The organism is Pseudoalteromonas 'SMAR', from assembly GCF_048515945.1.
Lineage (GTDB): Bacteria > Pseudomonadota > Gammaproteobacteria > Enterobacterales > Alteromonadaceae > Pseudoalteromonas.
This window is the reverse complement of the sequence record NZ_JBLWMW010000006.1, coordinates 42,446-68,396: the sequence shown is the minus strand read 5'-3', so window position 1 is coordinate 68,396 and position 25,951 is coordinate 42,446. Positions and strand designations below refer to the sequence as shown.

Annotated in this window: 24 protein-coding genes; 10 read left to right on the top strand and 14 right to left on the bottom strand. The window is 47.0% G+C overall.

Annotated elements, in window-relative coordinates; all coding sequences use genetic code 11:
- Window positions 1-8: 8 nt before the first annotated feature.
- A complete protein-coding gene (locus ACNKW2_RS04500) occupies window positions 9-1,319 on the top strand; it encodes an ABC1 kinase family protein (protein ID WP_419147464.1) in 1,311 nt (436 codons plus the stop codon).
- Here ACNKW2_RS04500 and ACNKW2_RS04495 read toward each other — a convergent pair.
- Window positions 1,316-1,843 carry a cytochrome b gene (locus ACNKW2_RS04495; RefSeq protein WP_419147463.1) on the bottom strand — a complete coding sequence of 176 codons (528 nt, stop codon included), beginning with the start codon at window positions 1,841-1,843 and terminating at the stop codon, window positions 1,316-1,318. The two genes, ACNKW2_RS04500 and ACNKW2_RS04495, sit on opposite strands and share 4 nt — an antisense overlap.
- A complete protein-coding gene (locus tag ACNKW2_RS04490; RefSeq protein ID WP_419147507.1) occupies window positions 1,833-2,840 on the bottom strand; it encodes a catalase family peroxidase in 1,008 nt (335 codons plus the stop codon). The genes ACNKW2_RS04495 and ACNKW2_RS04490 overlap by 11 nt, the downstream gene beginning before the upstream one ends.
- A gap of 153 nt (window positions 2,841-2,993) precedes the next feature.
- Between ACNKW2_RS04490 and ACNKW2_RS04485 the strand changes: the two genes are divergently transcribed.
- The 4 genes from ACNKW2_RS04485 (at window position 2,994) to ACNKW2_RS04470 (ending at window position 6,635) form a co-directional block, all read left to right on the top strand.
- On the top strand, window positions 2,994-4,376 hold the full coding sequence (locus ACNKW2_RS04485; RefSeq protein WP_419147462.1) for a DEAD/DEAH box helicase: 1,383 nt from the start codon (window positions 2,994-2,996) through the stop codon (window positions 4,374-4,376).
- 25 nt (window positions 4,377-4,401) lie between these two features.
- Window positions 4,402-5,790 carry an ATP-dependent RNA helicase DbpA gene (gene dbpA / locus ACNKW2_RS04480; RefSeq protein WP_419147461.1) on the top strand — a complete coding sequence of 463 codons (1,389 nt, stop codon included), beginning with the start codon at window positions 4,402-4,404 and terminating at the stop codon, window positions 5,788-5,790.
- Window positions 5,791-6,127: 337 nt separating this feature from the next.
- Complete coding sequence (locus tag ACNKW2_RS04475) at window positions 6,128-6,298, top strand: hypothetical protein (protein WP_419147460.1); 171 nt, start codon at window positions 6,128-6,130, stop codon at window positions 6,296-6,298.
- A 157-nt stretch (window positions 6,299-6,455) separates the two neighbouring features.
- Window positions 6,456-6,635, top strand: a complete 180-nt coding sequence (locus ACNKW2_RS04470) for a DUF6435 family protein (RefSeq protein ID WP_419147459.1) — start codon at window positions 6,456-6,458, stop codon at window positions 6,633-6,635.
- A gap of 44 nt (window positions 6,636-6,679) precedes the next feature.
- On the opposite strand, the gene ACNKW2_RS04465 is transcribed toward ACNKW2_RS04470, so the two are convergent.
- Window positions 6,680-8,596, bottom strand: coding sequence for a winged helix-turn-helix domain-containing protein (locus tag ACNKW2_RS04465; RefSeq protein WP_419147458.1), 1,917 nt, complete (start codon window positions 8,594-8,596; stop codon window positions 6,680-6,682).
- A 125-nt stretch (window positions 8,597-8,721) separates the two neighbouring features.
- Between ACNKW2_RS04465 and ACNKW2_RS04460 the strand changes: the two genes are divergently transcribed.
- The gene (locus tag ACNKW2_RS04460) at window positions 8,722-9,834 is read left to right on the top strand and encodes an alpha/beta hydrolase-fold protein (RefSeq protein WP_419147457.1); all 1,113 of its coding nucleotides are present in this window, start codon (window positions 8,722-8,724) and stop codon (window positions 9,832-9,834) included.
- Window positions 9,835-9,884: 50 nt separating this feature from the next.
- On the opposite strand, the gene ACNKW2_RS04455 is transcribed toward ACNKW2_RS04460, so the two are convergent.
- Complete coding sequence (locus tag ACNKW2_RS04455) at window positions 9,885-10,871, bottom strand: tetratricopeptide repeat protein (RefSeq protein WP_419147456.1); 987 nt, start codon at window positions 10,869-10,871, stop codon at window positions 9,885-9,887.
- Between the two features lie 10 nt (window positions 10,872-10,881).
- On the bottom strand, window positions 10,882-11,622 hold the full coding sequence (locus ACNKW2_RS04450) for a hypothetical protein (RefSeq protein ID WP_419147455.1): 741 nt from the start codon (window positions 11,620-11,622) through the stop codon (window positions 10,882-10,884).
- Window positions 11,623-11,780: 158 nt separating this feature from the next.
- Here ACNKW2_RS04450 and ACNKW2_RS04445 point away from each other — a divergent pair, with 158 nt between their 5' ends.
- Together ACNKW2_RS04445 and ACNKW2_RS04440 are read left to right on the top strand one after the other, a co-directional pair.
- On the top strand, window positions 11,781-12,923 hold the full coding sequence (locus ACNKW2_RS04445; protein WP_419147454.1) for a sensor histidine kinase: 1,143 nt from the start codon (window positions 11,781-11,783) through the stop codon (window positions 12,921-12,923).
- Complete coding sequence (locus tag ACNKW2_RS04440) at window positions 12,920-13,558, top strand: response regulator (RefSeq protein ID WP_419147453.1); 639 nt, start codon at window positions 12,920-12,922, stop codon at window positions 13,556-13,558. Before ACNKW2_RS04445 ends, ACNKW2_RS04440 begins: the two co-directional genes overlap by 4 nt.
- Before the next feature lie 41 nt (window positions 13,559-13,599).
- Here ACNKW2_RS04440 and acuI read toward each other — a convergent pair whose 3' ends face one another.
- The 5 genes from acuI to ACNKW2_RS04415 form a co-directional block, all read right to left on the bottom strand.
- Complete coding sequence (gene acuI, locus ACNKW2_RS04435; protein ID WP_419147452.1) at window positions 13,600-14,589, bottom strand: acrylyl-CoA reductase (NADPH); 990 nt, start codon at window positions 14,587-14,589, stop codon at window positions 13,600-13,602.
- A 239-nt stretch (window positions 14,590-14,828) separates the two neighbouring features.
- Complete coding sequence (gene acuR, locus ACNKW2_RS04430) at window positions 14,829-15,470, bottom strand: acrylate utilization transcriptional regulator AcuR (protein WP_419147451.1); 642 nt, start codon at window positions 15,468-15,470, stop codon at window positions 14,829-14,831.
- A 223-nt stretch (window positions 15,471-15,693) separates the two neighbouring features.
- Window positions 15,694-17,328, bottom strand: a complete 1,635-nt coding sequence (locus ACNKW2_RS04425) for a methyl-accepting chemotaxis protein (protein ID WP_419147450.1) — start codon at window positions 17,326-17,328, stop codon at window positions 15,694-15,696.
- Window positions 17,329-17,588: 260 nt separating this feature from the next.
- Window positions 17,589-18,008, bottom strand: a complete 420-nt coding sequence (locus tag ACNKW2_RS04420) for a GNAT family N-acetyltransferase (RefSeq protein WP_419147449.1) — start codon at window positions 18,006-18,008, stop codon at window positions 17,589-17,591.
- Window positions 18,009-18,059: 51 nt separating this feature from the next.
- A complete protein-coding gene (locus ACNKW2_RS04415) occupies window positions 18,060-19,178 on the bottom strand; it encodes a TRAP transporter substrate-binding protein (RefSeq protein WP_419147448.1) in 1,119 nt (372 codons plus the stop codon).
- 135 nt (window positions 19,179-19,313) lie between these two features.
- Here ACNKW2_RS04415 and ACNKW2_RS04410 point away from each other — a divergent pair, with 135 nt between their 5' ends.
- The gene (locus tag ACNKW2_RS04410) at window positions 19,314-20,396 is read left to right on the top strand and encodes an MBL fold metallo-hydrolase (protein WP_419147447.1); all 1,083 of its coding nucleotides are present in this window, start codon (window positions 19,314-19,316) and stop codon (window positions 20,394-20,396) included.
- Window positions 20,397-20,523: 127 nt separating this feature from the next.
- Complete coding sequence (locus ACNKW2_RS04405) at window positions 20,524-21,912, top strand: hypothetical protein (RefSeq protein ID WP_419147446.1); 1,389 nt, start codon at window positions 20,524-20,526, stop codon at window positions 21,910-21,912.
- Between the two features lie 69 nt (window positions 21,913-21,981).
- Here ACNKW2_RS04405 and ACNKW2_RS04400 read toward each other — a convergent pair whose 3' ends face one another.
- The 4 genes from ACNKW2_RS04400 to ACNKW2_RS04385 all read right to left on the bottom strand — a co-directional run bounded on the left by ACNKW2_RS04400 (window position 21,982) and on the right by ACNKW2_RS04385 (window position 25,893).
- Window positions 21,982-22,437 carry a hypothetical protein gene (locus ACNKW2_RS04400; RefSeq protein WP_336567149.1) on the bottom strand — a complete coding sequence of 152 codons (456 nt, stop codon included), beginning with the start codon at window positions 22,435-22,437 and terminating at the stop codon, window positions 21,982-21,984.
- A 182-nt stretch (window positions 22,438-22,619) separates the two neighbouring features.
- Window positions 22,620-22,868, bottom strand: coding sequence for a hypothetical protein (locus ACNKW2_RS04395; protein WP_419147445.1), 249 nt, complete (start codon window positions 22,866-22,868; stop codon window positions 22,620-22,622).
- A 95-nt stretch (window positions 22,869-22,963) separates the two neighbouring features.
- Window positions 22,964-23,620, bottom strand: a complete 657-nt coding sequence (locus ACNKW2_RS04390; protein ID WP_419147444.1) for a cupin domain-containing protein — start codon at window positions 23,618-23,620, stop codon at window positions 22,964-22,966.
- Window positions 23,621-23,871: 251 nt separating this feature from the next.
- Window positions 23,872-25,893, bottom strand: a complete 2,022-nt coding sequence (locus tag ACNKW2_RS04385; RefSeq protein WP_419147443.1) for a S9 family peptidase — start codon at window positions 25,891-25,893, stop codon at window positions 23,872-23,874.
- Window positions 25,894-25,951: the final 58 nt, after the last annotated feature.

Sequence of the window (25,951 nt, the reverse complement as noted above, 5' to 3'; positions counted from 1 at the left end):
GAAGTACATTGAGTAACCGAAATCGCAGTGTGCCATCATCACGCTTCAGCCGCCTTGCCCATTTTGGTGGCCTTGCAGGTAAAGTGGCCTCCAATGTGATGGTCGCAGGAGCCAAACAAGTGTTACGTGGAGAGCGCCCTGAACGTCATAAATTATTGCTGCAAAGCAATAACATTCAGGCTCTCGCCGATAAGCTGTCGCATCTCAGAGGCGCTGCCATGAAGCTAGGTCAGCTGTTATCTATGGACGCCGGTGAGCTGCTTCCTGCGGAGCTCAGTGTATTACTCGAACGCCTGCGTGCCGAGGCAACCCCCATGCCGCATAAACAACTGGTGCAGGTGTTAAAAGCTGAGCTTGGCAACGATTGGCTCGACAAATTTAGTCACGTTGAACTGCAAAGTTTCGCCCAAGCGTCTATTGGTCAAGTGCACCGCGGCAACGCTGAAAATGGCCAAGCCCTAGCAATTAAAATTCAATACCCTGGAGTGGCACAAAGCATTCATAGCGACGTTGATAACGTTATGAGCTTAATTAAGTTAAGCGGCTTATTACCTAAGGAGCTTAACCTTGAACCACTGGTTGCGGAGGCCAAAACACAACTGTTAAACGAAACCGACTACCACCAAGAAGCGCAGTACTTAAGCCAATTTGCCAGCACACTTAGCCAAGACTCACGCTTTAAGGTGCCCAAGGTCTTCCCCGAGCTCAGTAGCGGCCACATTTTAACTATGGAGTTTGTTGCCGGCGAGCCACTGGAAGCCATGACCGCCTTGGAGCAAACTAGGCGCAATGACATGGTGTTTGCCCTGATAGAGCTGTTCTTTCAAGAACTGTTTGAAATTGGCTTAATGCAAACCGACCCGAACTTTGCCAATTACCTGTATAACCCCTCAACGCAGCAACTGGTGTTACTGGATTTTGGCGCTACTCGAGCTATAACCCGCGACATTGCCGGTGGCTACCGCGCCCTTCTCACCGCCGCTTTGAATGAGGATCGCGACGCCCTTGATAAAGCCGCAGTGGACATTGGCTACTTTGATGCCGACATCGAGCAAAGCTATCGCGATGCCGTACTGGAGCTATTTATGCTGGCAACCACGCCACTGCGAAGCCAAGGCGCATTTGACTTCGGTAACAGCAATCTGGCTAAAACCATCAGTGAACAAGGCATGCAGCTGAGCACTCAATCAAAGCAGTGGCACTCGCCACCGGTGGATGCCTTATTTATTCATCGTAAGCTTGCAGGGCTTTATTTAATCGCCGCAAAGCTCGGCGCTAAGGTAGACTTAACGCCTTTGTATCGCTACTTACGGGTTTAAAACATGCTCTTTAATACACCGTCTTTGCGGATAAAATGATGGTGTAGTGCACCACCCATGTGCAGCAGTAATACTGCAATCAGCAACAGCACTGCATAACCATGAAATTCGCGAAAAAAGCCATAGAGGCGAATATCAGCAATAAACACAGCTGGTATGGTGAAAAGCTCAAAAACCGATACTGGCCGCGCGCCAAAGTATTGCATTGCCAGCCCACTGACGGGGATAGCCACCATTAAGGTATACAGCAACCCGTGACTAACCCGCGCCGCAACCGCTTGCCAACGGGGAATATCACTTGGCAAGGGCACAGACGCAGAACGCCATTTTATCACTAAGCGCACTATCACCAGCAGCGCAGCAACAACGCCAAAAGATTTATGCCAAAACAATAAGGTTAACTGCCACGGCTCAAGACTTTTTACCATAGTGGCTCCTGCCATAATTAAAGAAAGTAGCAGTAGCGCCATGGCCCAATGTACAATACGCATACTGAGGGGAAATTTAACTGGGTTATTGCTCATTGTCACTTTCCTTCACGGCATTGAATAACTGCTCTTTAGCACGGCGGCGATACGACTCAGCATAAGCGGCTGAACGGGCGCGTAAAATAGGGTCGGCGGTGGCAGCAACTCCGGTGGGCAACACCAAGGGATCGAAGTTCATGCCATGGCAGGGTCCATCAAGTTGCGGCTGCCACTGCTCAATGGTGATGGTGCCGGCATTAATTTGCGTGCGGTCCGAGGGCCAGCGTTTTGCGGGATCATTTTCATCATCACTGGGCTCTGCCAACGTGAACTGCCAGGCAAATTCAACCGGCGCTTGCAGTAACCGCTCAGCCAGCTCATTTTGCAAGGCATCTTTGCCATCATGCTGACTGGCCTGTGGCTTGGCCAGCGGCGTCATTTGCCAGCGTACGGCCTGACGCTGACCTTGCTCATTAACGAGATAAAAGGCATTAATGCTGTGATAGGTTTCTGTGGCCAAACTCGAGGTCGGTTGATAGTCACGCTTCCACGCCAAGAAGTCGGCGCTCTCAGGGTGTTCGGCAAAAAAGGTCTGGATCGCCTCTGCGCCTTGCTTAATCGCCACCAGCTGTTGGTAGAAGCTATGAGGGCTAGACACGGCCATCACTGGCGGGGTATTCATGGCAATATTAAAGCGCTCAGCGCCACTAACAAAGGTTAGTGCCAAGCTGCGCACTGGGGCTTTTAAATCTGGTGCATAAGGGTTGTTGCCGGCAATCGAAAAGCGGCCAATAAACTTGCTCACTCCTTTGGCGAATAGGTCGCTTTGGGAAAACTTGCTGAGGTTACCATTAGCGTTAAACTCACCGGCAATACATATTCCCTTGGCATGAGCTCGGCGAAAACCTGGAAATTCGCTGTCCCCTTGCTGTAAATCAACAAACTGCTGCGCTGTGACTGTTGGCGCCGCGGCCAAACTCACTGCACTGTAACAGGCAAGAGCCAGTATCCCCACTCGATAACCTATAAAGGTTGCTATGTGTGTTACTTTCAATGCGACCAAATTGCCTCCTTAGATGTTTAATCACTTGCCAACTCCCCCACTAGACCCAAGTAACAGAGAAAAAATTTCATCGCCAAGGAGTGCATTGCTTAATACGCTTAATTCCTGTACTCTTGCCCGCCGCCTATACAAGAGTAACGAATCATGAGCTTTAGCCATTTAGGTTTAGCGCCCGAAATCAATCAAGCCGTTGTCGATCAAGGCTACGACAAGCCCACCGCCATCCAAGAGCAAGCCATTCCTGCTATTTTAGCGGGCAAAGACGTAATGGCCGCAGCCCAAACTGGAACGGGGAAAACGGCAGGCTTTACCCTACCGCTACTGCAAAATCTCAGTGGCGGAGCAAAGCCAAAGGCAAACCGTGTTAGAGCTTTAGTGCTAACCCCAACCCGAGAGCTGGCCGATCAAGTGTGGCAAAGCGTTACCTTATACGCAAAGCATTTACCGCTCAGTTGTGAAGTGGTTTATGGCGGGGTGAAAATCAACCCACAAATGATGAAGCTGCGTAAAGGGGTGGACGTATTAGTCGCAACTCCAGGACGCTTGCTCGATTTGCATCAGCAAAATGCGGTTAACTTTGCCGATTTGGAAGTGCTCATTTTAGATGAAGCCGACCGCATGCTAGACATGGGTTTTATTCATGACATTAAAAAGATCATCAAGGTGCTGCCGGCACGCAGACAAAACCTCATGTTCTCGGCCACCTTTTCGGAAGAAATTCGCACTCTTGCAAAAGGCTTGATCCACGACCCAGTTGAAGTCTCGGTTGCACCAGCCAATAGCACCGCCAAAAGCGTGACTCAATGGGCCTACCCGGTTGATAAAAGCAAACGTACTGGGCTATTAAAGCATTTAATCTCCAGTAATAACTGGCAACAAGTGCTGGTTTTTACGCGCACCAAACACGGTGCTAACCGCTTGGTTAAAGACCTCGAAAAAGACAAAATCAATGCCGCCGCGATTCATGGCAATAAGAGCCAAAGTGCTCGTATGAAAGCCCTCGCAGGCTTTAAAAGTGGTGACGTAAGAGTGCTTGTGGCCACCGATATTGTTGCTCGAGGCTTAGATATTCAAGAGCTTCCCCACGTTATCAACTACGATTTACCGAATGTCTATGAAGACTATGTTCACCGTATTGGTCGGACTGGCCGCGCTGGAGCATCTGGTGAAGCCATTTCATTCGTGACCCAAGAAACCGCCACTGATTTATTTGGTATTGAACGACTTATTCAACAATTAGTTCCGCGTATTATTGAGCCGGGGTTTGAGCCGAAGTTAGCCGTACCTGAGTCTAAGTTGGATACGCGCCCAATTAAGCCGAAAAAACCCAAAAAACCCAAAAAACCAAAGAAAGCCAAAGCTTCTGACGATAACAGTGGTCAGGCTAAACCCAAAGCCAAGCCAAAACCACGCTCTCAGCACGGAGAAAAACCGAGCGCGAATAGCAACAAGCCACGTAGAAGACCAAGACGCGGTGGCACCGGCAGTAGCCAAGCTAAGGCCGCTAGGCCAAACCCCAACGCATAATACGTTAAATTAAGAGATAGCCATTTTGACTCAGCAACTATTTTCCAGCACCTCGCTCTCCAGCGCGCTACTCGATAACCTCAGCGCACTGGGGTATGAAACCATGACCGAGATCCAGGCCAAGGCCTTGCCCTTAATCCTTGAGGGAAAAGACGTGATTGGCCAGGGGAAAACCGGCTCTGGCAAAACCGCCGCCTTTGCTTTGGGGCTGTTGCACAACCTCAATGTTAAACGTTTTAGAGTGCAAGCCTTGGTGGTGTGTCCAACCCGAGAGCTGGCCGACCAAGTGGCTGTTGAAATTCGCAAACTGGCACGTGCTATTCACAATATTAAGGTGCTCACTTTGTGCGGTGGCGCCCCCATGGGACCACAAATAGGCTCTTTAGAGCATGGTGCTCACATTATTGTTGGCACCCCAGGGCGTATTGAAGAACACCTCAGAAAAGGTCGTTTATGCTTGGATGAAGTAAATACTTTTATTCTCGATGAAGCCGATCGCATGCTGGAGATGGGCTTTGAGGTGCCGTTACAATGCATTATTGACCACTGCCCGAAAGCACGCCAAAACTTACTCTTTAGCGCCACCTATCCGCCGCAAATTAAGCAGCTAGCTCAACATGTTATGCAGCAGCCAGAAAAAGTAACGGTCACAGCAACCCATGATGACAGCAGCATAGAGCAGCACTTTTATGAAGTACAAAATAACGATGAGCGGCTAGTGGCAGCGCAAAAGTTGTTGCTGCAGTTTCAGCCAAGCTCTGCAGTGGTGTTTTGTAATACCAAAGCCGAGTGCCAAACCGTATGCGATAGCTTGCAACAATTAGGCTTTGATGCTGCAGCGCTTCATGGTGATTTGGAGCAGAAGGACCGCGATCGTACCTTAGTACGCTTTGCTAATCGCAGTGTAACCATCCTAATTGCCACCGATGTCGCCGCTCGCGGCCTAGATGTGGATCACGTTGAATTAGTGCTTAATTACCATATTGCCCACGACCCTGAAGTTCACGTACACCGTGTGGGTCGCACCGGCCGTGCGGGCAATAAAGGCGTCGCCTGCTCCATTATGAGTTATAAAGAGTCTCATAAGGTCAATGCCTTGGAAGACTATCTTGATATCACCGTTTCGCCATCGCCATTACCCAGTGACGCGGTATTAAATAACCAGATAAACCGCGCTGCCATGATCACCTTACAAATTGATGGTGGTAAAAAAGCCAAGTTACGACCTGGCGATATTCTTGGCGCACTTACCGCCAATAATGCCATTCAAGGCAGCCAAATTGGTAAAATTAAAGTCACGGCAATAACCTCTTATGTTGCCGTTGAGCGCAAGATTGCCCCATTAGCGCTGAAAACCCTGAGCGAAGGGAAAATGAAAGGCCGCCACTTCAGAGCGCGAAAACTAACTCGTTAGCGCAACCTGAGACACTTCGAGGTGGCGCCCAGCTAAGCGCGCCGCCTTGGATTATCCTTTTTGTTAGAAAAACCTTGCCTTTATTACTCGCCTTAGGTATTCTACTCAACTTGCTTGTTATTTCCTCTCATGCAACAAGCACTGCAGTAATGCCTCCTTGCCCTGATCCAGTAAGTCCGCATCAACGTAATAACAAGAGCTTAATATAGTCAGGCGAAATACAGCTGTGTCACATTTATCAGCGCACAGCGTTGGGGATTCGCTAAAACTGTAATGAAGCTCGTTTATAGTAAAAACAACTAGCTAAAAAGCTAAACGTTAAAAAGTGAGTTTTATTATGTCTTATACACATAACGGTACAAAGATCCGTATTGAGCAGCCAATTCGCTCAATCTCGGTGAACAAATCTAGGGTCGTATTTGCTGATGGCGCTGGCCGCAAGGTCACCCAGTTTGCCAATGGCAACGAAGCCCGCCAATTTCTTAATTGGCTAACCTCAGCGGTTTAATACTACGCTGACGCGCCAAGCCGCGGCAAAGCTAAGCACTTTTTGCTCTTGCCCACTTGGCGCACACCTCCACATAAACCATTAATACTGATCCCTAACCTCCTCCAGCACGTTTAACTTTGTTCACAACTTACTGTAACCGACCAAGGTGAAGCGAATGTTCTCTCTATTTAAACGCGACCCAAAAAAGAAAATGCGCAAAGAGTATGACGCGCTATTAGAAAAAGCCATGCACGCACAACGTAACGGCGATATCAGAACCTATTCGATGTTAACCGCAGACGCTGAAGCGCTTTGGTTAAGAATTGAGGCCCACGATAAAGAAACGGCATCCTAGCCATATACCACAGTGTTGGTCAGTGACCTTAACGGCAACGTTTATTATGGCAACTGGCCAAGATAGATGTCACTGTCTTTATGTGTTTGGCTGGTGCATAGCCACCAATATCCACCTTTTTGGTCTTTTTTGCCAGCGTTCACATGTAAACAACTTTCTGGAACTGCAATACTTATCTGCTTATTAAGGTTACTGTCGTAGAGCTCGATACGTCGCCCTTGAGGGCCTTTTTGTAACACCGCCAACTGGCCTGCCAGCAAAAAGGCATTGATATTCGCAGCCGGTGTTGCCTTGGTGATACTTCCCCAATGCAGTGATTGCTCCTTTACCACGATTGCTAGACCATCTCGGTCCTGCCCAGCAAACTTCACATTCTCTGGTTGCCAACGCTTATTGTTGCCAGAAGACAGGTTGTGGCTGTAGAGCTTACCTGAGTGGCTTTGAAAAACGATACGGTCATCAACTTGCCAAGTAAACACTCGATCGCATGGCTCAGGGGTTGTTAATGTCGTGTCTCCACCCAACTCTTTACCGATAATAGTCAGCTTACCAGCAACACATAATGCTAAACCGTCACCACGGTCAGACCAAACCATTGGCGCAATAAACTCTTCCTCGTTGGGGTTATCAAATAATAACCGTTGCTGTCCAGCTGCATCCAAATACACTTTGGGCGTACCTGAGCGCTTAGATAAATAGGCTATTTCACCAAGGTGATTGACGCTCCCTTGATAGTCGAGGTACTTGCTATCCACAGCTGTATGTTGGACGTTAAAGTCGGTCCAATATAAGTCACTGTCATTGTGTTCATACACCGCAACAAAACTATCATCAGCGTACTGCCGAGCGATGAGGTTTTTATTATCTGCCACAAGATCTAAGATATTTTGCTGCTCGAGCACATAAAGCTCACCACTGAGGGTATCGACAAGCTGCAGCTGTTGTTGTTGAGGTTGCCAAGCCAAAGTTGCAAAGGCGGGGACCTCAGCACTCAGGGTAATCAAGCTATTATCAGGCAGCAGTTGCAATAATCTGCCAGCATCACCTGCAGAATACTGGATCATCACGCCATTGCCGGTGGTCGCAAAGGCGACATTTTTTAACTTCGCTGGTAATGGTTTTACGGTATTGACTTGCATTGTTTCTAAGTCGAGTTCCACTAATGCGTAGCTTTGCGCTTTGACCGCTAGCAGTAACTTAGTCGCAGATAACGGCGCGGCAGCTAATACTTTTTGCCATAAAGGAAACTCCCCGAGTAAGGCACTGACCCCGGCCCCCTGCTCTAATTGATCAATACGAATAAGTGAGATGGGTTGGGTTTTATTGCGTTTAAACACCAATAAACTGTCATTATCATGCCAAACATACGTCAGCACTCCTTGTGCTGCCTTTATCACTTTAGTCTCACTCGCCCCAGACGATACTTGCTGTTGAAACAGCAATTGTCGAGTTTCTCCCGCTCGAATATAAGCTAAGTGTTCACCTGACGGGCTAAAGCGTGGGTTGTATTCCCTGTCTTGACTGAAAGTTATCTGCTCAGTTGCAGGACTCTCGCTTGGGACCATGAAAAAGAGCAAGACCAATAACGTCGCCACAAGACTTAAAAACACGCTGATGTTTTTAATGCTAAACCAAGCCCTTGGGGTACTGCTCACCTCAGTGTCTGCAATTAAGCGATAACCCAACTTAGGGTGTGTAAACAGCACTTGTGGATGTTGGCTTGAATCTTCCAGCGCTCTTCGGATCAAAGCAATGATACGCTGAACTGAGCTGGGGGAAAAAACTCGACCAGGCCAAATAGCCGAAAAAATAGCTTGTTGCGATACCACTTCACCAGCATGTTGTCGTAAAAAGCATAACACCGCCATTGCTTTAGGCTCTAAAGTATTGACTTGGTTATCCTTTTGCACTGTGCCTTTGCTCGGAGAGACCTGCCAGCCTCCAACTTCAAAATCTGACATCCTTCTGAAATCCCTAGATATATTTTCCCTAAGATTAACCTTAGAAATTTTTAAGCGTTTCTCAATTGCCACTTTCTCAGTAAAGCGCAAATTGGCCTGAGCGTATCAAAAAACAGGAGATCACAATGAAACGCCATGCTTTATTATTTATCATTCAATTCTTTGCCTTAGCTGCTGTCTATGCCAGTCCAGCAAAATTGGGACAACACTTTACGATAGAATCCACCCATTTAAAACAATCTCGAAATATTGTTGTGTCAGTGCCCGAATACTATGACACTGAGCCTCATCAACGTTATCCAGTGCTTTACGTAACCGATGCTGCGGCGCAGTTTGATCACTTGTCTAGCACCATAAACTACATTGGCGGTACCGTCAGCCCAATGATCGTTGTGGGTATTTATCAGCAAGACCGCCGCGATGAAATGATGCCCTTTGACCAAAAAAGCCAACCGCGCCAAAAGAGCCAGCGCTTTTTAAAGTTTATCGCCGACGAAGTGAAACCATTTATAAAGGAAAAGTTTCGTACCGTAGATCACAGTCTGTTGGCCGGTCACTCGATTGGTGGTGCTTTCACCCTTCATGCTTATTTAACTCAGCCACAAGAGTTCGATGTTTTCATAGCACTGAGCCCGAGCTTAGCGTGGGGGAATGAACAAATGTTAGAACTATTACCAGCACACCTCAACCGCACAGGCCAGCCAACACTGCATGTTTATTTTGAAGGGATCACGCCATTTCCAACACCAGCAAAAAGCTATAAAGCGCTGAGTGCTCTGTTTGCTAACGCCAAAGAGCAAGATAAGCTCGCAATTGACATCAGGAATGATGAAGATCACGTATCTATTACTCACTATGGTGTCTATACCTCGTTAAAAGCCATATACCATGACTGGTTTTTATATATTCCAGAAATAGTCAAAGATAAAACCGCGTTTACTAGCCACTTTTCGAATCTATCTCGACGTCTTGGATTTAATGTTAAACCGAGTGAGTACTATATTCGTGGACTGGTAGGAGCAATGCTGGATCAAAACCAAATTGACACGGCGCAGTACATTGCCAGCGAAGCGGTAAAATTATACCCCAACTCACATCAAAGCTTTGAGCGTCTTGCAGAAGTAGCAGTAGCGAAGCAGCAAACTAGCACAGCGCGCAAGCACTTAAACCAAGCGCTGCAATTAGCCAGCACTGATGAAGTGAAAGTGCGGATAAAAGAAAGCATTTCTGAACTTTAGATAACTTGCCAGCGCCATGGTTTTTTATCATGGCGCTGTGAGTCGCACTTTTAACGCTTAAGCAGCGCCTTTAATTCAGGATCCGTAATATCCGCTTGGGCTAACTGGTTAAGCAGCCGCTGTGATGCGGTGTTATCATTATTCAGGCGATATAACTGACTCAGACGGTATTTGGCCCAGGTTTTCGGTGGGTGTCCGGGCTCTAGCGTCTCTGTAAGGTATTGCTCTAGCGCCATTATCCCCGACTTGATAAAGCGTTCTGCCAACACCGCAGTACGACCTAACTGATATAAACTGGCAATGCGGTGGTAATTAAGCCCCGCTGCCGATGGTGGGCTCTGAGCTTTAGTAAAGCAGCGCTGCGCCAATTCGTAATACTTCTTTTGCTGTGCTGCAAGCCCTGCTTTAAATAGCCACTCTTGGTCTTTACCAGCCTCTGCTAAGCGAGTTTTTATATATTCTATCAGGGTTTGATCGTCACTTTGCTCGCTATGGTAGTTAAGCGTCAGCAATGCTGCTTTATGACTATCGATGGCATCGACACTCTCTATCTGTTGCCATGCTTTTTTACTCGAGCCACCAGCAATGGCTGGGGCTGAGAGGTAAAAGTAAAACAGTCCAGTGTGTGCTTCTAGGTGATTTGGCTCGGTTGCAATAGCCTGCAAAAAGGCCTCCTCTATGGCACTGGCATAACTGGGTTTAGCTAAAATAAACGCGTCTTTAATCAGCTCAGCATTGGTTAATCCTAGCCAATAATATTCATCGGCGTGATTAGGGGATTGCGTTATCGCCTGCTCGAAATACTCCAGTGCCTCTTCAAACTCACCTTGTTGATAGTAAATTCGGCCTAGGTAATACCACGCCGTATTTGCGTCTTGCTGTTGTAATTGTTTGAAAGCCGCTTTGGCTTGTTGGTACTTTTGCGCAGTAAACCACTGCATCGCCTCTGCAAACTGGCTTTGCTGCGCTCTGGCAGACTGACCTGCCATTACCAGCAGCATTAGCACTATAATTAGAATTTTAATTAAACGAAACATTACTCTCTCCTTAAGCGATGCGGTACTGTTTAGCAATGCGTTTTTTAAAGCGATTTATCGCCACTGTGCCAATAATGCCTGGTAACACCCAAGGCAGTAACTGCCAAGCCCCAGGTAACACTTGCATTAACCAATGACGGCCTCCAACAGCAAAAAAGGCAGTATACACAGCAATGCCTGCGCCGATGATGGTGGTCATGTGCTCAAGCACCCACTCCCGTGGTTTAAGCGTAGGCTTGTAGATGTAATACAGCGTGGTGATCGCTGTAAATAACCCTATCCCTGCAAAAATGGCGTACAACACACTGCCTTTGTCGATAGCAATATAAAGCACCCGAGTGGCACTGAGTGTTAACAGCCCAATTCCTAGCAAGTGGCCCAGTGTTTTGAGCTGTTGGCGGGCTTGCTTTGCCTGTAATACCAAAGTGGCGTGACGAACGCTCACCCATACCAGCAACGACAGCATCAGCAAGAATTCACTCAACTGCCTTTGTTGTGTGCTTAAACTGGCCAGCTGTTGTGGCGACAGTTCTGCGCTTGGGTAGCGGATGGCAATGGGGTCGTAAATCACCATCAGCGACATAACAACGCCACTGACGGCCACCGCAAGCATACTGTAGTTAAACATTTTGCCCATTAAAATATGCTTGGCGCTGCCTTTTTTAACTAGCACAGGCCCCCAAAAAATGATCAGCGCAAACGCCCCTAATACAATGTGGAGATATAAAATAAACTGGTGAACGGTAAGCATAATTCTGTCCTCAATAGTGTCATTAAGGTTAGCTTACGCAACTTATTGCTCTGTTACCTGTGCCAAAAGTCATGATGTAAACCGTGACTTTTGACCTATAGGAGAGCGCGGTATTCTGTGCCATACTGCAAAAAAGAACAATAACAGGTACATCATCAATGGCGCAGAATAAAGCTTTACCTGACCGTGATAAGCGCGATGTATTGGCCATCGCCACATGGGCAGTAATAGCGCTGCTGGCTACCTATATAATGCAAAAGCAATCAGCGAGCTTGCCGTGGTATCACTATTGGCCATTTTTACTCAGCTATATTGGCGGGTACTGGTTCGCCACCGACAGGCGCTTAAATCCAACTGTGCGTACAAGTTGCCTCGTAGTGATGCTGCTCTCAGCAATTTGCACCATCACCATTTTGCAGCTTGAATTTACCGTTATTCTTACCATTATCTGGGCTGCCGTGCTGGCCTATTTTACCTCACCTAAGCGTGCAACTTGGATCACTGTTGCGGTTGTGGTGCTGCTTTTTGCGCTGCTGAGCTGGCAAGCACAGCAGGTAAAATGGATTGAGGCCATTTTATATGGCGCGTTTCACTTATTTTCGGTGTCTTTAGCAGCCGCCAACCATGGTGAAGAGCAAGCCAAAGAAGCCTTACAAAATAAAAACGCACAACTGCAAGCTACCCAGCACCTATTATCGGAGCTCTCGAGGCAGTCTGAGCGCACCCGAATTGCCAGAGATTTGCATGATTTACTTGGCCATCACCTCACCGCCTTAACAATAAAATTGCAAGTCGCGGGCCTCGCTTGCGCTGAGAATGATAAGGCCAAATCGCAAATAGACGAATGCCATCAGCTCGCCAAGTTACTCCTCAACGATGTCAGAGACGCCGTTGATACCTTAAGACATCACCAGCACATTGACTTTAGACAGTCACTGGCGTTATTTCTCACACAGGTGCCGCGACTTGAAATACACCTAACAGATGAGGATGATTGGCAGCTGCAAGATAGCGCCTTGGCGCAAACCATGCTGTTTTGCATTCAAGAAGCCATTACCAACAGCTTAAAGCACAGCCAAAGTACGCATTTTTGGCTTAAAATAAGCCAGCAACAGCAGCAAATCATTTTAATAATGCATGATGATGGTAAGGTCGCCGCTGACTTTCAGCCTGGCAATGGTCTAACAGGTATGCAGGAGCGCACCCAGCTTTACCACGGCGATGCACAGTTTACGGTGGTGGCTGGTGCTTTGCATTACACTCTTACCTTTACTTTACCAAACGACGAGGAGCAACGATGAAAGTGGTATTGGTCGACGACCAAAAGCTGATCCGCGACGGCATTAAAAGCCTGCTTTCATTTCAACCGGGAGTGGAAGTCGTGGCGGAGTTCAGTAATGGTCAAGCGCTCATTGAGCAGCTAGACACCTTACAGGCGGATATCATCTTATTAGATCTTAATATGCCGGTGATGAATGGCATAGAAACCCTTGAGGCACTGGCCAAGCAAACAACGACACTGCCAGTCCTGGTGCTGACCACCTTTGATGATCCTAAGTTGGTGCTCGACAGCTTAGACAAAGGTGCCCGTGGTTTTGTGCTCAAAGACATTGCGCTGGAGACTCTGGTTGCGGCCATGGAGGTTATCATCCAAGGTGAAACCTACTTCCAACCCGCCATTACCAACTCCTTACTACAACAAGTGAGCAGTAACCGCCAAGGGCTTGAAAAGCAAAGCCACTATGAGGCATTAAGCAATCGCGAAGTTGAAGTGTTACGGCTGTTGGCCAATGGCTACTCCAACAAAGAAATTGCCGCGGCACTGCACAAATCAGAGGGCACCATTAAGAACCATGTCTCTAATTTGCTGGCTAAACTGGGTGTTCGCGATCGCACTAAGGCCGTGCTTCTGGCCATTGAGCAGAGGCTCATTTAATCTGCTCGCAAGGGCGTGAGTATCGCCCCTAGCGCTGTTTGCTAGTCGCCATTGACATCAACGATGACGCGGCCTCGGACTTGACCTGCCAGCAACTGCTCGGCCATGGCTGGTACTTCAGCGAGCGAGATTTGATGGTAAATTTGCTCTAATTTAGTCATATCCAGATCTCGCGCTAAGCGCTGCCATGCCTCAAGCCGCAGTGGCCTTGGGCACATCACACTATCAACCCCCAGCAAACTCACACCGCGAAGAATAAACGGTGCCACGCTCGCAGGAAGGTCCATACCACCAGCCAAGCCACAAGCGGCCACAGCACCACCGTACTGAGTACTAGCACAGGCATTGGCCAACACATGCGAGCCAACCACATCAATTACCCCAGCCCAGCGCTCCTTTGCTAAAGGCTTACCAGCGCCCTCTAATTCACTGCGAGGGATGACTTCAGAGGCGCCAAGTTCAAGTAAAAAGTCTTGCTGTTGCGCTACGCGTCCGCTTAAGGCGATGGCCTCATAACCCAACTTAGCAAGCAGTGTCACGGCGATACTGCCGACCCCGCCGGCAGCTCCAGTAACAAGCACAGGACCACTTTGAGGTGTAATGCCATGGCGCTCTAAGGCCATAACACACAGCATCGCGGTGTAGCCCGCAGTACCTATGGCCATGGCGGTTTTTGGCGAAAATGCCTGAGGTAAAGGAACTAGCCAGTCACCATTTACTCGTGCTTTTTGCGCCAACCCTCCCCAATGTTTTTCACCCACGCCCCAGCCATTTAAGATCACCAGCTGGCCGCTTTGATAGTCGGGGTGTTGCGAGTCGGCCACACGGGCGACAAAATCAATCCCAGGGATCATCGGAAACTGCCGCACCACAGGCGACTTTCCGGTAATGGCTAAGGCATCTTTGTAGTTTATCGTTGAATACAGCACCTCAACGAGGACATCTCCTTGAGGTAATTCTGACTCTGTCAGGGTGGTAAGTTGGCAATGATACTGCTGCGCTGATTTGTCTATTACGATCGCGTTAAACATACCCTCTCCAATTAATTAGACTACTTGTCTATTAAAATATATAAAAATAACCAAGTTGACTTATCATGGCCAACCTAGCCACGAGTTTACTGCTTATACCAATTCGCTTAATTAAGTGGTCTATTTGAGGCAAGAAAATTCTGTCGATAACCAGGCAAAAATTTTGCTATTTAGTTGTTCTAAATGAGAAATTTTTAACGCAGTTAGCGTCGAATTTGCTTCCTCAAATTGAGCAGGTATTAATGCGGATTGGTATTAATCGCAGCAATATAAAAGTCGCTAAACGCCGTTAAAGGTTCAGTAGAATGTTCCAACTTAGCGCGCATAACAGCGCCTTCCCAGCCATTCCAAAAGACATAGGCTAATTGCTGACAATCGCTGTCAGCGGCGATTTCTTGCTGTGCTTTGGCAAGCTCTAAGCACTGTGTGACCAACTGCTGCCAATCAGCCAGTACGCCCGAAAGCTTTTGCCGAAACGATGGCGGTAATTGCGCCACTTCTTGACTTAAATTGCCCACCAAACAGCCTCGCGCAAACTGGTGGCGCTGCATCGCTTGGGCAGCATTTTGCATGTATTGCTGCAGTCGTTCTAAGCCCGACAAATGCGATTGTTGCAGTGCTCGGTTCAGTTGTGTTTGTAAGTAGTTACTATAACTTTCAAGTAGAGCTAAACCGTAGTCTTCTTTGCTCTTAAAATAATGATAAAACGATCCTTTAGGCACATTCACTTGCCGTAAAATCACTTCAATACCAGTGGCACAAAAGCCGCGCTCTGTGAGAATTTCCATCCCAGCACGCAGTAAAGCCGCTTTGGTTTCACTGTGCCCGGCCTGATCTTTTTTTGGGCGGCCACGCCGCCGTTTTGGAGAATATTCAGTCATGGAAAGATATTAGACCGGTCGTCTATAAAAGTAAAGTGCAAAAAACGTTCTTTCAATGTTATTCGGTTGGGGGAGTAAGTCAGGGCTTTATACCAATTAGCTTAATTAAGTGGTCTATTTAAGGGACTATTAATGCGGATTGGTGTTAGTGCCTGTGAGTTATTGCCGGATAACAGTGAACAAGGTTGAGTCATAGCAAGGCTCAACCTTGTTCAAGGCAGAGCTACACTCTGAATTTAGAGACTTGTTGTTTTAATGCCACAGCCAGCGCTTTTAGCTCACTGCCGGCATCGGCAATTTCGCTACTGCCTTTCACTGTGGTGGTGGCGTGTTCACTGACATTAATAATGCCGCGATTGATTTCTTCTGCAACCGCTGACTGCTCTTCAGAGGCCGTTGCGATTTGGGCACTCATGTCATTAATAATGGAAATGTCTTCAACGATTTCTTTCAGCGCTTGATCGGCATCTTGCGCCTGCTCCACCGTTCTGTGGGCATACACTTGGCCTTCTTCCATTACCGTTACCGCTTCATGGGAGTACTTTTGTAAGTCCTCAATCATTTTTTGAATGCTTTCGGTGGATTCTTTAGTGCGCTGTGCCAAAGCACGCACCTCGTCGGCCACCACGGCAAACCCGCGGCCTTGTTCACCGGCACGTGCGGCCTCAATAGCCGCATTCAAAGCCAGCAAGTTAGTTTGTTCAGCAATGCCATTAATCACCGTAGTAACATTGCCAATTTCTTCACTCACCGCACCCAGCTGATGAATAACATTTGCCGCTTTTTCAACTTCACTGGCAAGACCATTCATCGCTTCAATGGCTGTATTAAGCAGCTTCATACCATCACCGGCTTCGTTATGGGCTTTGCTAGCAGCGTTCGCGGTATTAACCACATTATGAGCCACTTCGGTCACTGTGGTGGTCATTTCATTCATGGCCGTAGCCGCCTGCTCTATTTCTACCTGCTGACTGTCCATCGAGCGCTTAGTGTCACTGGCAACGCCTTCGAGGCTATCGGTGGCCACATTAAGCTGCTCTACCGAGGCATTGGTATTAAAAGCAATGTCTCTAAAGCTCGACACCATGCTATTCAGGCCAGTGGCTATATGGGTTAATTCATCTTTGCCAGAGGTATCAACACATAAAGTTAAGTCACTGGTGGCCTCCAGCCGACCAATGGTTTCATCAATACGGGTAAGTGGGTTAATAATACTGCTCAAGACCTGGATTGTAACAAACACCGTTATCACGGCGATCACCAATATAATCACAATGAGGGAGGCTGCTTCAGACCAAAAAGTATCTTCAATGTCATCAACATATACCCCAGTTCCAACTACCCAATCCCAAGCTGCAAACTCTTTAACGTAAGAAATTTTACCCACCGGTTTGCTCGAGCCGCTTTTTGGCCACAAGTACTCCACCGTGCCCTCGCCGTTACGCTCGACAGTGTTCACCATTTCTTTAAATAAGTATAAACCGTTAGGGTCGCGGTTATTTGCGACATTTCGGCCATTTAGCTCAGGCTTAATGGGATGCATTACCATGGTGTGGTCGGTGGTTAAAATAAAGATATATTCATTGTCGGCGTAACGCACCGCTTCTAGTGCCGCTTTTGCGCGTTGCTTTGCTTGCTGCTGGGTTAGCGCCCCGCTTCGAGCTTGATCGCCGTAATGGCTAATAATGCTGTGGGCGGTTTCCACCAGGTTCTGGGTACTGGTTTGCTTTGCGGTTTTCAGCTCATCGTATAAGGTGTTCAGCATCAACACCGATATTAACGCAATCACCGCAAAACAAGAGATAACTTGCGCCCATAGGCGCGTTTTTACGCCATATTGTCTAAAAAAATCTTCCATCACTTTCCCTAAATAATCGTGCTAAATTTCCAGCAGCCATTAGCTAACAATGTCTTAAAATGCCCTTAAACTCATGAGCAGCCAAAGCAAATCATCTACTCATGGGTCATTTGATAGCAGACAGTATATTTGCTTAGCAATAATACCCTTTGTGTTTAATCAAATTTCGAGTTGAATTGGTATAGTAATCAGTCACCTTCTTCTAAGGTAGAAGATGAAATAACAACAGTAAAGCCATTAAAGCTAAAGCCAACATAGACTTAAGAAGTTAATTCTTTCACCATAAAGTAACGACACCCAGTTTTTGGGTAGTCCTGTTGTACCCACTGCGTTTCATAACCATGACGCTGGTAAAAAGGCTGCGCTTGAAAGTTTAAAGTATCCAGCAACGCACGTTGACAACCGCGCTCAATGGCAACGGCTTCAACTTGTTGCAGCAGCTGTGTGCCAAGGCCTTCTCCACGCTGACTTTCACAGACCCATAAACGGTCTAATAACAACCAATTCCCAAAGGTACGTGCGGTTGCACCTGCCACCACTTCTCCTTGGTCATTTTTTACTTGTGCGGCTAATGGTAAACGCTCATTAACCTCCCAGTTTTGCCAGTTAAACTCACTGAGTTTGTTACTAATAAAGTCAATAAAATCAGCATCGGGATCGGATAATATTTCTACCTGCAAAGGCTGTGCTCCTGAGCAAAACAAAACAGCAAACAGTATAGTATTAAACGGCTAGGAAAGGGAGTACTTGCTCGGGGTTTGCGTGGCATCGAGCAGCTGATTAAACGCCTGAGTACTTCCTAATAATTCGCTTTTAATGCTATTCCATGCTTGCTTGTGATGACCATAGCGAGATTGCCATAACGCCAACTCATCGCGACTGGGCTGATAAATTTCTGCCCCAGCTTGTTTTAATCCCATTTCGCAGCGCTGTTGCAGTGCTTTTATCTCGGCCAAGTGAGCGCTAAAGGTAAGTTGGCTAGCTTGTTCCACTTGTTGCTTAAGCTTAGTGGGCAGCTCAGCTAACCACTGCTGATTTAACACGGTCACCCAAGCATCCGGGACGCTGGCGATTTTGGCAACCTGGCCAATTTCACTTTTAAGGTTATCGGGGCCAGCATAAAGTCCCACAACACTGGGATCCAACGCATCAATTTGGCCATTACGAGCCAGTTGCGCGGCTTTATCCCATGGCACATCCACCACATTCGCTGCTGTCATACTGTAGAAGTGATTTAGCACTCGAGAAGCAGGCACTCGCATAGTCACATCGGTTAACGCGTCGGGCGTGTTGATTAAACGCTTGTAGTGCTTGGTGGTAGTCATGGTGCGAGACCCAACCACATGCTGTAACAACACGGTGAGCTTACTGTGTGTTTGAATAGGCTGTAACACCATTTTTTGCCATGTCGGTGAAGTGATCAGATTAAGGTACGCCTGATCGCTATTAAGCCAGAATGGAATATTTAAAATATCGAGCAGTGGCAACGCTCGAGATAAGTTTGAGACCGAGATCAGCGCGGCGTCAATTCTGCCGCGAGTAACCGCAGCCATTAATGCTCGGCCAACGCCTAGAGCGCCATTATCATGAATTTCAACATATACCTTACCTTGCGTGAGTGACTCAATATGTTGCTTAAGCTGCAAGTGCATGTGAGGAATAAAGTCAAAATCAGCGCTACGGTAAGGCGAGGCCAACCGCAACGTTTGCCAGGCCCGCTTTCGTTTCTCAACCTCTTCGGCTTGATGCAATATCTTAGCAGTCAAGTTATTAGCCAATCCTCCAGACAAATAAGTGCCGGCGTAGAGTGCCAGTGAAGCTTGGAGAAAACGGCGTCTGTTTGGTGGCATAACTACAACAGCCCAATAACCACAGTGTTTTAACTATAGTAACTGTGGAGTCAAAAGCAATTCTCACCTTACTATTGGCAAGGTCTAGATAATGGGTAATAATCCGCTGGATAAATAATAAAAATAAGGACGATTATGAACAGGCTCATGCTGCTGTTAAGTGTTTTTCTGATTGGCTGTTCCAGTAAAAATACCGTCAACACGGTCGTAGCAGAAAACGCGGTGATCAAACACAGTCATATTCAAGGATATGAAGACAGATACAGCAACTTGTATGATAAGCAAATCGCTTACCCCGTAACCTGTGAGGAAAACTGCTACCCCACAACTGAGCAGATCCAGTGCCAGGAGGCTATGGAAAACTGCCACTATGTTGGCAAAAATCCCTCCTTAGAGCTCGATACCGGCTTTACCATTCAATGGCTTGGACACGCTAACTTTAAAATAAACACCGCCGATGGCCAGCAATTTCTTTTTGATCCTGTTTTTGAGCAGTTTGACTGGCCGGTGAACTGGGCGTTTTATCTCGCCGATGGCTTTAACCGCCAACCAGCCACCCCCTTATCAGAGGCCGAGTTAAAGCAAACCACAGCGGTGATGTACTCACATATTCATTATGATCATTTTAATAAAGATGATATTGCCGCTCTAGGAACTAAGCCGCAATACCTTGTGCCATTGGGCTTTGCCAAACACTTTGCCCAAGATGGTTACAACATCACCGAAATGGCCTGGTACTCCAGTAAACGCTTTGCCGGAGTGACCGCGCACTTTGTCCCTGCTAATCACTTTAGTAGCCGCATTTGGGTACCGTTTATTTATGAAGACAATAACACCAGTCTATGGGGAGGCTGGCTATTAGAGCAGCAAGGTAAAACCCTGTTTTTTGCCGGTGACACTGGCTACTCGCCGCATTTTAAAGATATTCAGGCTAAGTACGGCGACATTGATATTTGCCTGTTACCCATTGCCTCTTATTACAGTGAAGAATCGCCAAAATGGTACCGCAAAGTGCACACCACCCCAGAAGATGCCTTAACCGCCGCGCAGGATCTAAACTGTAAAGTCATGATCCCATGGGGCTACGGCAATGCTAGCTGGAAAATGGGCGACCGCAGCTCCCATTCAGCCTTATTTCGCTTACTACACATGCGCGATACATTAAACGCAACGACGCCATTATACATTCTTAATGAAGGCGAGACGGTAGCGCTGTAAGGCGGATAAAGGGCACAGCAGAGACAATCACTGCTGTGCCCTTTAATTGCCAATTTTTTGCTGTACTCAACAATAATATCAATGTGTTATAATTGAGGGTAATAAACGACTGGAGTATTGCGCCCGAGTGACTAAAGCCAAATTAAGCCAAGATGAGAGCCTATCATTTAAAATAAATTACCAACTTCTCCCCAAAGAGACTAATCAGCTCGACTTATATTTCTCTATCCCCACCGACATGGGGATCAATGCCAACACCCTCAATGAGGCGAATTACTTTAATGCCAATATTAAGTGCCACAGCGCTTATTACTCCGAGCAACTTCATCTCCCCTTGGTTCGCAGTCGCTTTATTAGCCAAAGTAAGGGAGAAAAAAGCGATTATCGGGTAAACCTTAATTTATTCAGTTACCAGATCCGCATCGCCTTAGATGCCGATATAAAAATGACTTTAAAATTAAAAACGGCAGAGGAGTTCTATCCAGCGGCAGTAATCTTAGTAGCAGAAACCAAACGTTTACTGAAGAAATTACGACGTTACACGCCACCTGACGACAAACTAAAGCCATATTTTCAAAATGCCGATAACTATCTAAGCTGGCACAGCGAGCAAGCTTTTTTAAAGTTGTTATCGCAAGGACCTAAGTCAAGTGACTTCAGTGATGAGCGCGCCATTTTAATGACCTTTTGCCAAGCCGAAAACGACTATCGCACCGCAAAAAGTTACAACTCACAGGTCACTTTAGAAGACCCCAATCGCATCACCAATAAAATGAAACTGTTGGAGCGTTTGATAGAGTATGGCGTGGTATTAAATAAACACACCATCGATTTAGGCGCTAATTTAAAACGCCTAGTTCGGGGCGTTGTCACCGGTGTGATGATGGCATTTGTGATGTACATTGTGCTTAACGCCCGCTCTAATTTCGAAGAAATCACCGTCGCCCTAATAGCCTTACTGGGGGTTATTTATGGGCTGCGGGAAACCTTTAAAGAAGATCTCACCCGCTGGGCTTGGCGTTTAATTCAAAGAGGCCGACCAAAGTGGCGTAATAAATTTAAAAACTCAGTCAACGACGCCATTATTTGTAGTCAGACCATTTGGCTGGAGCATATTCGCAAAAAGGACTTGCCGGAAGATGTCAAAAAGCTTTTAAGTAAGCGCCGGCAACAAAATAAGCAGGCCGCTAACCTATTGCATTTTAGCTGTAAAAATCAAGTTCAAGTGAATGCCTTTCTGCCGGGTTATGAAGAAGTACAGCAAAGGATCACCTTTAACATGAGCTCCTTTGTGCGCTACCTGAAAAAAGGCGCGGGTAAACTGTACAGCCTAGAGGGTAAGAAAGTCTCAAAGCAGTCGGTAGAGAGGCGCTATCAAATTAACTTAGTGATGCGCTTTAAGACCGAGTCAGGCACACAGTTAGAGCGCTATAAGGTCACCATGAACCGCTCTGAAATTGTCGCCATCGAGCTGATGGAAAGCGATTCTGAGTACATCGAACACAAGTCTAGTTAGCCAAGCGTCCTTTAAGCCATACAACGACATTTACGCAAACAAGCACCAATGAGGGCCTGGCGAGTGGAGCTATTCTTTAATTTGGTTAACAGAAAAGCTGTTATTTTTAGCCAATATTTGCTCCATTTTCTGCTGCTTTTCGTTGTCGATGTCCACTAAAATAGCCAGCGGATGTGATTTGTCTTTGGTTAACAGCTGACATTGGCTGTAAAGGTGGATCATGTGCCACCCCACCAAACCGCTTACCCAAACAGAAAATAACGTCATCAGGGTGAAAAAGCCAAAACCTATGGCAAAGGACCAATCGAATAAACTACTCAACACAAGTGTGATCAAATAAAGCACCAGCAAAAATACCACTTCTGCTCGGGCTATATTGGCCACTCGGTGTGTTATCCAAGCATACCAAGGGTGTTGTTGCGAACCACAAATATCTGAAATATCATCCACCTCAGATATGTTTTCCAATTGGTCTTTCAGTGTGACAAATTCTTGATAGTTTGTACTAGTGATAAGATAGTGCATAACTGCACCTCGATTTGTTGCTTAATCCGCTTAGTTCTACGTAGCGCAAACACAAATCGTTCAAAAATTACACAGATACCATGTTTTAGTGAATGTTAGAGGGAAGCAGAACAATAAGGTGGCAAGTTTAGAGGGAAGATCTGGGAGCGCTTCAGCGCTCCACCAGCCAAAAACGATGCTACTTAGTGGCGTTTCTTAGGCCCATAACGCACCATGTCTTTGCCGTTTTCGAAGACTTCGCTTGTCACCCAACGCCCTAACAGCAATTGATGATTATCATCGAGCACCGCAACGAATGGCCGACCATCACTGTTATTGGTTGCCAACGCCACACCGGCCACGTTTTGTAGCCCCAATCCACCATTGTCGACTAAAATCAAAAATGATTCTAATTCTTCCAGAGTCGCGATCACGTCGTTGTCATTAATCATGTTGCTCTACCTAGTAAAATTTTAAGGCGCGTAGAATAGCAGTTATCATCGCTTGGTTGAAGTAAAGCACTATGCCGCTTATTGCCCAGCATGGCTTATTTGCGCTCAGGTAAATGCCCCACTTTCACTAGAATCACGGTTTCTTGCTCGACATAGGGGCAATGTTCGCTCAGGTGTGGGCTACGGATCCAGGTGGCTTCTGGGTAGCGACCCAACTCATCAATAAATTCACCACTGAGCACTAAAATTTCTTCGCCACCAAAATGCTTATGAGCAACGAACTGCTCACCTGCAGGCCATTTAACTAGAGCGGTATGTTGGCACTCAAAACTGTGCAAAGGCATTACTTGGAGACCGCCCTGCCCAGCTTGCCATGGCGTTTGCTTAGTATTAACCCGCACCACTTGGTTATCATCAGGATGAAATTGATTCAGTTTAACGAAAATAACACAGCCCGACTGACTGAAAGGTGCATGACTACTCCCTGGGGGATTACGCAGATAGGTACCGGCGGGATAATCTCCATGCTCATCAGAGAATACACCTTCTAAAACGAAGATCTCTTCACCGAGTGGATGGGGATGCGAACTAAACGCTGAGCCAGGTTCGTATTTCACAATACTGCTAGTATGCCCCGACTCTTTATTTTCACGCTCCAGCGGCTTGCGCCACACACCGGCTGCCGGACTGGCAAGCCAAGGTTGCTGCGCCGTTTCAATCACTAAACGCTCAGCAAAGTTCATATTAAACATCATCACTCCACATCTATTACTGCTAACTGATGAATCATACTGAATAACTTAGTAAATGGCTCACTTGTTGCCGCATCTATATCAGTTTCCCCATTGTGAATACCTCAGATGCTTCACTGTGTGAGCCAAATTAACCTCATCGCGGTCCAGTTAATAACGGATAAGGGGATTGTTAAAGCAACAGAAACTTAAATAAAGTTAATTCAGTTGCCTGTAACCGCCGCGATAAAAAGCACGCTACAGCGTGGCAATCACTGCTTATATTTTTCAAACCATGCCAAAGTGTGCTCAATTTTACTGATCATTCTTGATGGCTTGCCTGCAATACCATGGGATGCGCCTGGGATTTTGACCAACACGGAATCCACTTTTCGTAATTTCAGTGCTTGATAATATTGCTCGGTTTCGGCCATTGGCGTACGTAAGTCTTCTTCGCCAGTCATCAGCATGGTGGGCGTTGTGACATTGCCTACCAACGACATAGGTGAGCGCTGCCAGTAGTGTTCAACATGATCCCAAGGCATGCCAGGAAACTGAGTAGGAATTTGCATTAAACCACTGTCCGCGGTAAGCACTTTACTGAGCCAGTTGATCACCGGTTTTACCACCGCAGCGGCATTAAAGCGGTCGGTTAAACCAATGGCGTAGGCGGTAGCAATGCCGCCGGCAGAGCCTCCAGCAATAAAGAGGTTGTTGTTATCAATAAAGCCTTTGGCTAGCATGGCATCCACCCCAGAATTATGATCGGCAAAGTCTTCTTTGGAGCTATATTTATACTTTAATAGCATGGCAAAACGCTCACCATAGGAGCTACTGCCGCGATGGTTATCGTAAAACACCACATAGCCTTCAGCCGCATAGCGCTGTAATTCCGCAGAAAAGTGTGGGCCATAGGCTAGATGTGGACCGCCGTGAATTTCCAGCAATAACGGGTACTTTTTGTTGGGTTCAAAGTTTGGTGGGGTAATATACCAACCTTGAATGGGCTCACCATCAAACGACGAGGTATAGTTGATCTCATGCACCTGGCCTAAGGATTTATGGCCAAGCAAGTCTTCGTTGAGGGTTGTTAGCTGTTTTACCTTGCCGTCTTTACTCACCACAGCCACATCCGCCGGACGCTCGCTCGAGCCCTTGGTAAAGGCTATTTGGCCAGCATAGTTGGCACTGAATTCGCCGCTAATGTAAGGGCGACCTAGATACGTCCCCGACACCGAATCAGTTAAGTCGGTGATCTTGCCACTGGTGGTAATGGTCGCAAGCTTGCGTTTGCCGTGGTCGTCATAAGCAATAGCGAGCTTATTACTAGCAATCCAAGCAGGGCTTTGAATAGAACGATCAAAATCTTTAGCAATCATTTGGTAAGACTTTGATGACCAATCCATGATATTGAGTTTATGGTTACGATAAGGGTTCAGCTCACCAGAGGCGCTTAAGAAAGCCAGCTTTTTGCCATCTTTAGAAAAGCTAGGGGCATGCTCTTTGCCTGGCGCCGAGGTTAACTGGGTTAACTCCCCAGACAACGACACCTTGAATAAATCCCCTTCTAGGCCTTTGTATTCCCAGTCGACTATGCGATTAGCTGAAAACACAATGGCCTGTGAGTCAGGCTGCCAAGCCAGCTTACCGCCATGGTGAAATTCGCCGCTGGTTAACTGTCTCGGCGTACCTCCTTCACTTGGCAGAATAAAAATCTGCTGGTAGCCTGGCTTTACTAATCCTCGGCCATCGGCTTGGTAGTAGGCTTTATCAATCACAATCGCCGCTTCTGACCACTGGGCCCCTTTAGGCTTGGCTGGCATGTTGGCAATCACCGCTGGTTGCTCTGCTACTTTTTGACTAAACGCTAACCATTTGCCATCAGGCGACCAAGTCAGGTTACTAATAGGTGCCTGCAATTGACTCACCAGCGCCGTGCGATTTTGTTTTAGGTAATGCACGTAAATTTGGCTGCTACCAGAGGCTGAACTTAAAAAGGCGATTTTACTGCCATCTGGCGACCATCGCGGTTGATAATACTGGTGCTGATCAGAAAACAACGGGGTTTGCGTGCCCGACTGCGTATCTAGCAGCCACAAGTTACGTCTCGTACTGTCTTTCATTACATCATTACTGTTGCGCACATACACTACCTGCTCGCCATTGGGAGATATTTGCGGATCGCTGGCGTGCTCCAAGTCGAAAATATCACTGGCCGTAAACGTGCCGTTGGCCTGTACCAAGGCTGGTAAAAGTGCAGCCGCCGCAAGGGTGCGCTTTATTGAGCTTTTCATAAAAATCCTTTCGGGCAAATAAAATTAGCTAAGTGATACTAAAGATATCAGCAAATGT

Coding starts and splice junctions, on each gene's coding strand:
- ACNKW2_RS04495 (WP_419147463.1), bottom strand. CDS start 1,843: ATGAGCAATAACCCAGTTAAATTTCCCCTCAGTATGCGTATTGTACAT.
- ACNKW2_RS04485 (WP_419147462.1), top strand. CDS start 2,994: ATGAGCTTTAGCCATTTAGGTTTAGCGCCCGAAATCAATCAAGCCGTT.
- ACNKW2_RS04475 (WP_419147460.1), top strand. CDS start 6,128: ATGTCTTATACACATAACGGTACAAAGATCCGTATTGAGCAGCCAATT.
- ACNKW2_RS04470 (WP_419147459.1), top strand. CDS start 6,456: ATGTTCTCTCTATTTAAACGCGACCCAAAAAAGAAAATGCGCAAAGAG.
- ACNKW2_RS04465 (WP_419147458.1), bottom strand. CDS start 8,596: ATGTCAGATTTTGAAGTTGGAGGCTGGCAGGTCTCTCCGAGCAAAGGC.
- ACNKW2_RS04460 (WP_419147457.1), top strand. CDS start 8,722: ATGAAACGCCATGCTTTATTATTTATCATTCAATTCTTTGCCTTAGCT.
- ACNKW2_RS04455 (WP_419147456.1), bottom strand. CDS start 10,871: ATGTTTCGTTTAATTAAAATTCTAATTATAGTGCTAATGCTGCTGGTA.
- ACNKW2_RS04450 (WP_419147455.1), bottom strand. CDS start 11,622: ATGCTTACCGTTCACCAGTTTATTTTATATCTCCACATTGTATTAGGG.
- ACNKW2_RS04445 (WP_419147454.1), top strand. CDS start 11,781: ATGGCGCAGAATAAAGCTTTACCTGACCGTGATAAGCGCGATGTATTG.
- ACNKW2_RS04440 (WP_419147453.1), top strand. CDS start 12,920: ATGAAAGTGGTATTGGTCGACGACCAAAAGCTGATCCGCGACGGCATT.
- acuI (WP_419147452.1), bottom strand. CDS start 14,589: ATGTTTAACGCGATCGTAATAGACAAATCAGCGCAGCAGTATCATTGC.
- acuR (WP_419147451.1), bottom strand. CDS start 15,470: ATGACTGAATATTCTCCAAAACGGCGGCGTGGCCGCCCAAAAAAAGAT.
- ACNKW2_RS04425 (WP_419147450.1), bottom strand. CDS start 17,328: ATGGAAGATTTTTTTAGACAATATGGCGTAAAAACGCGCCTATGGGCG.
- ACNKW2_RS04415 (WP_419147448.1), bottom strand. CDS start 19,178: ATGCCACCAAACAGACGCCGTTTTCTCCAAGCTTCACTGGCACTCTAC.
- ACNKW2_RS04410 (WP_419147447.1), top strand. CDS start 19,314: ATGAACAGGCTCATGCTGCTGTTAAGTGTTTTTCTGATTGGCTGTTCC.
- ACNKW2_RS04400 (WP_336567149.1), bottom strand. CDS start 22,437: ATGCACTATCTTATCACTAGTACAAACTATCAAGAATTTGTCACACTG.
- ACNKW2_RS04395 (WP_419147445.1), bottom strand. CDS start 22,868: ATGATTAATGACAACGACGTGATCGCGACTCTGGAAGAATTAGAATCA.
- ACNKW2_RS04390 (WP_419147444.1), bottom strand. CDS start 23,620: ATGTTTAATATGAACTTTGCTGAGCGTTTAGTGATTGAAACGGCGCAG.
- ACNKW2_RS04385 (WP_419147443.1), bottom strand. CDS start 25,893: ATGAAAAGCTCAATAAAGCGCACCCTTGCGGCGGCTGCACTTTTACCA.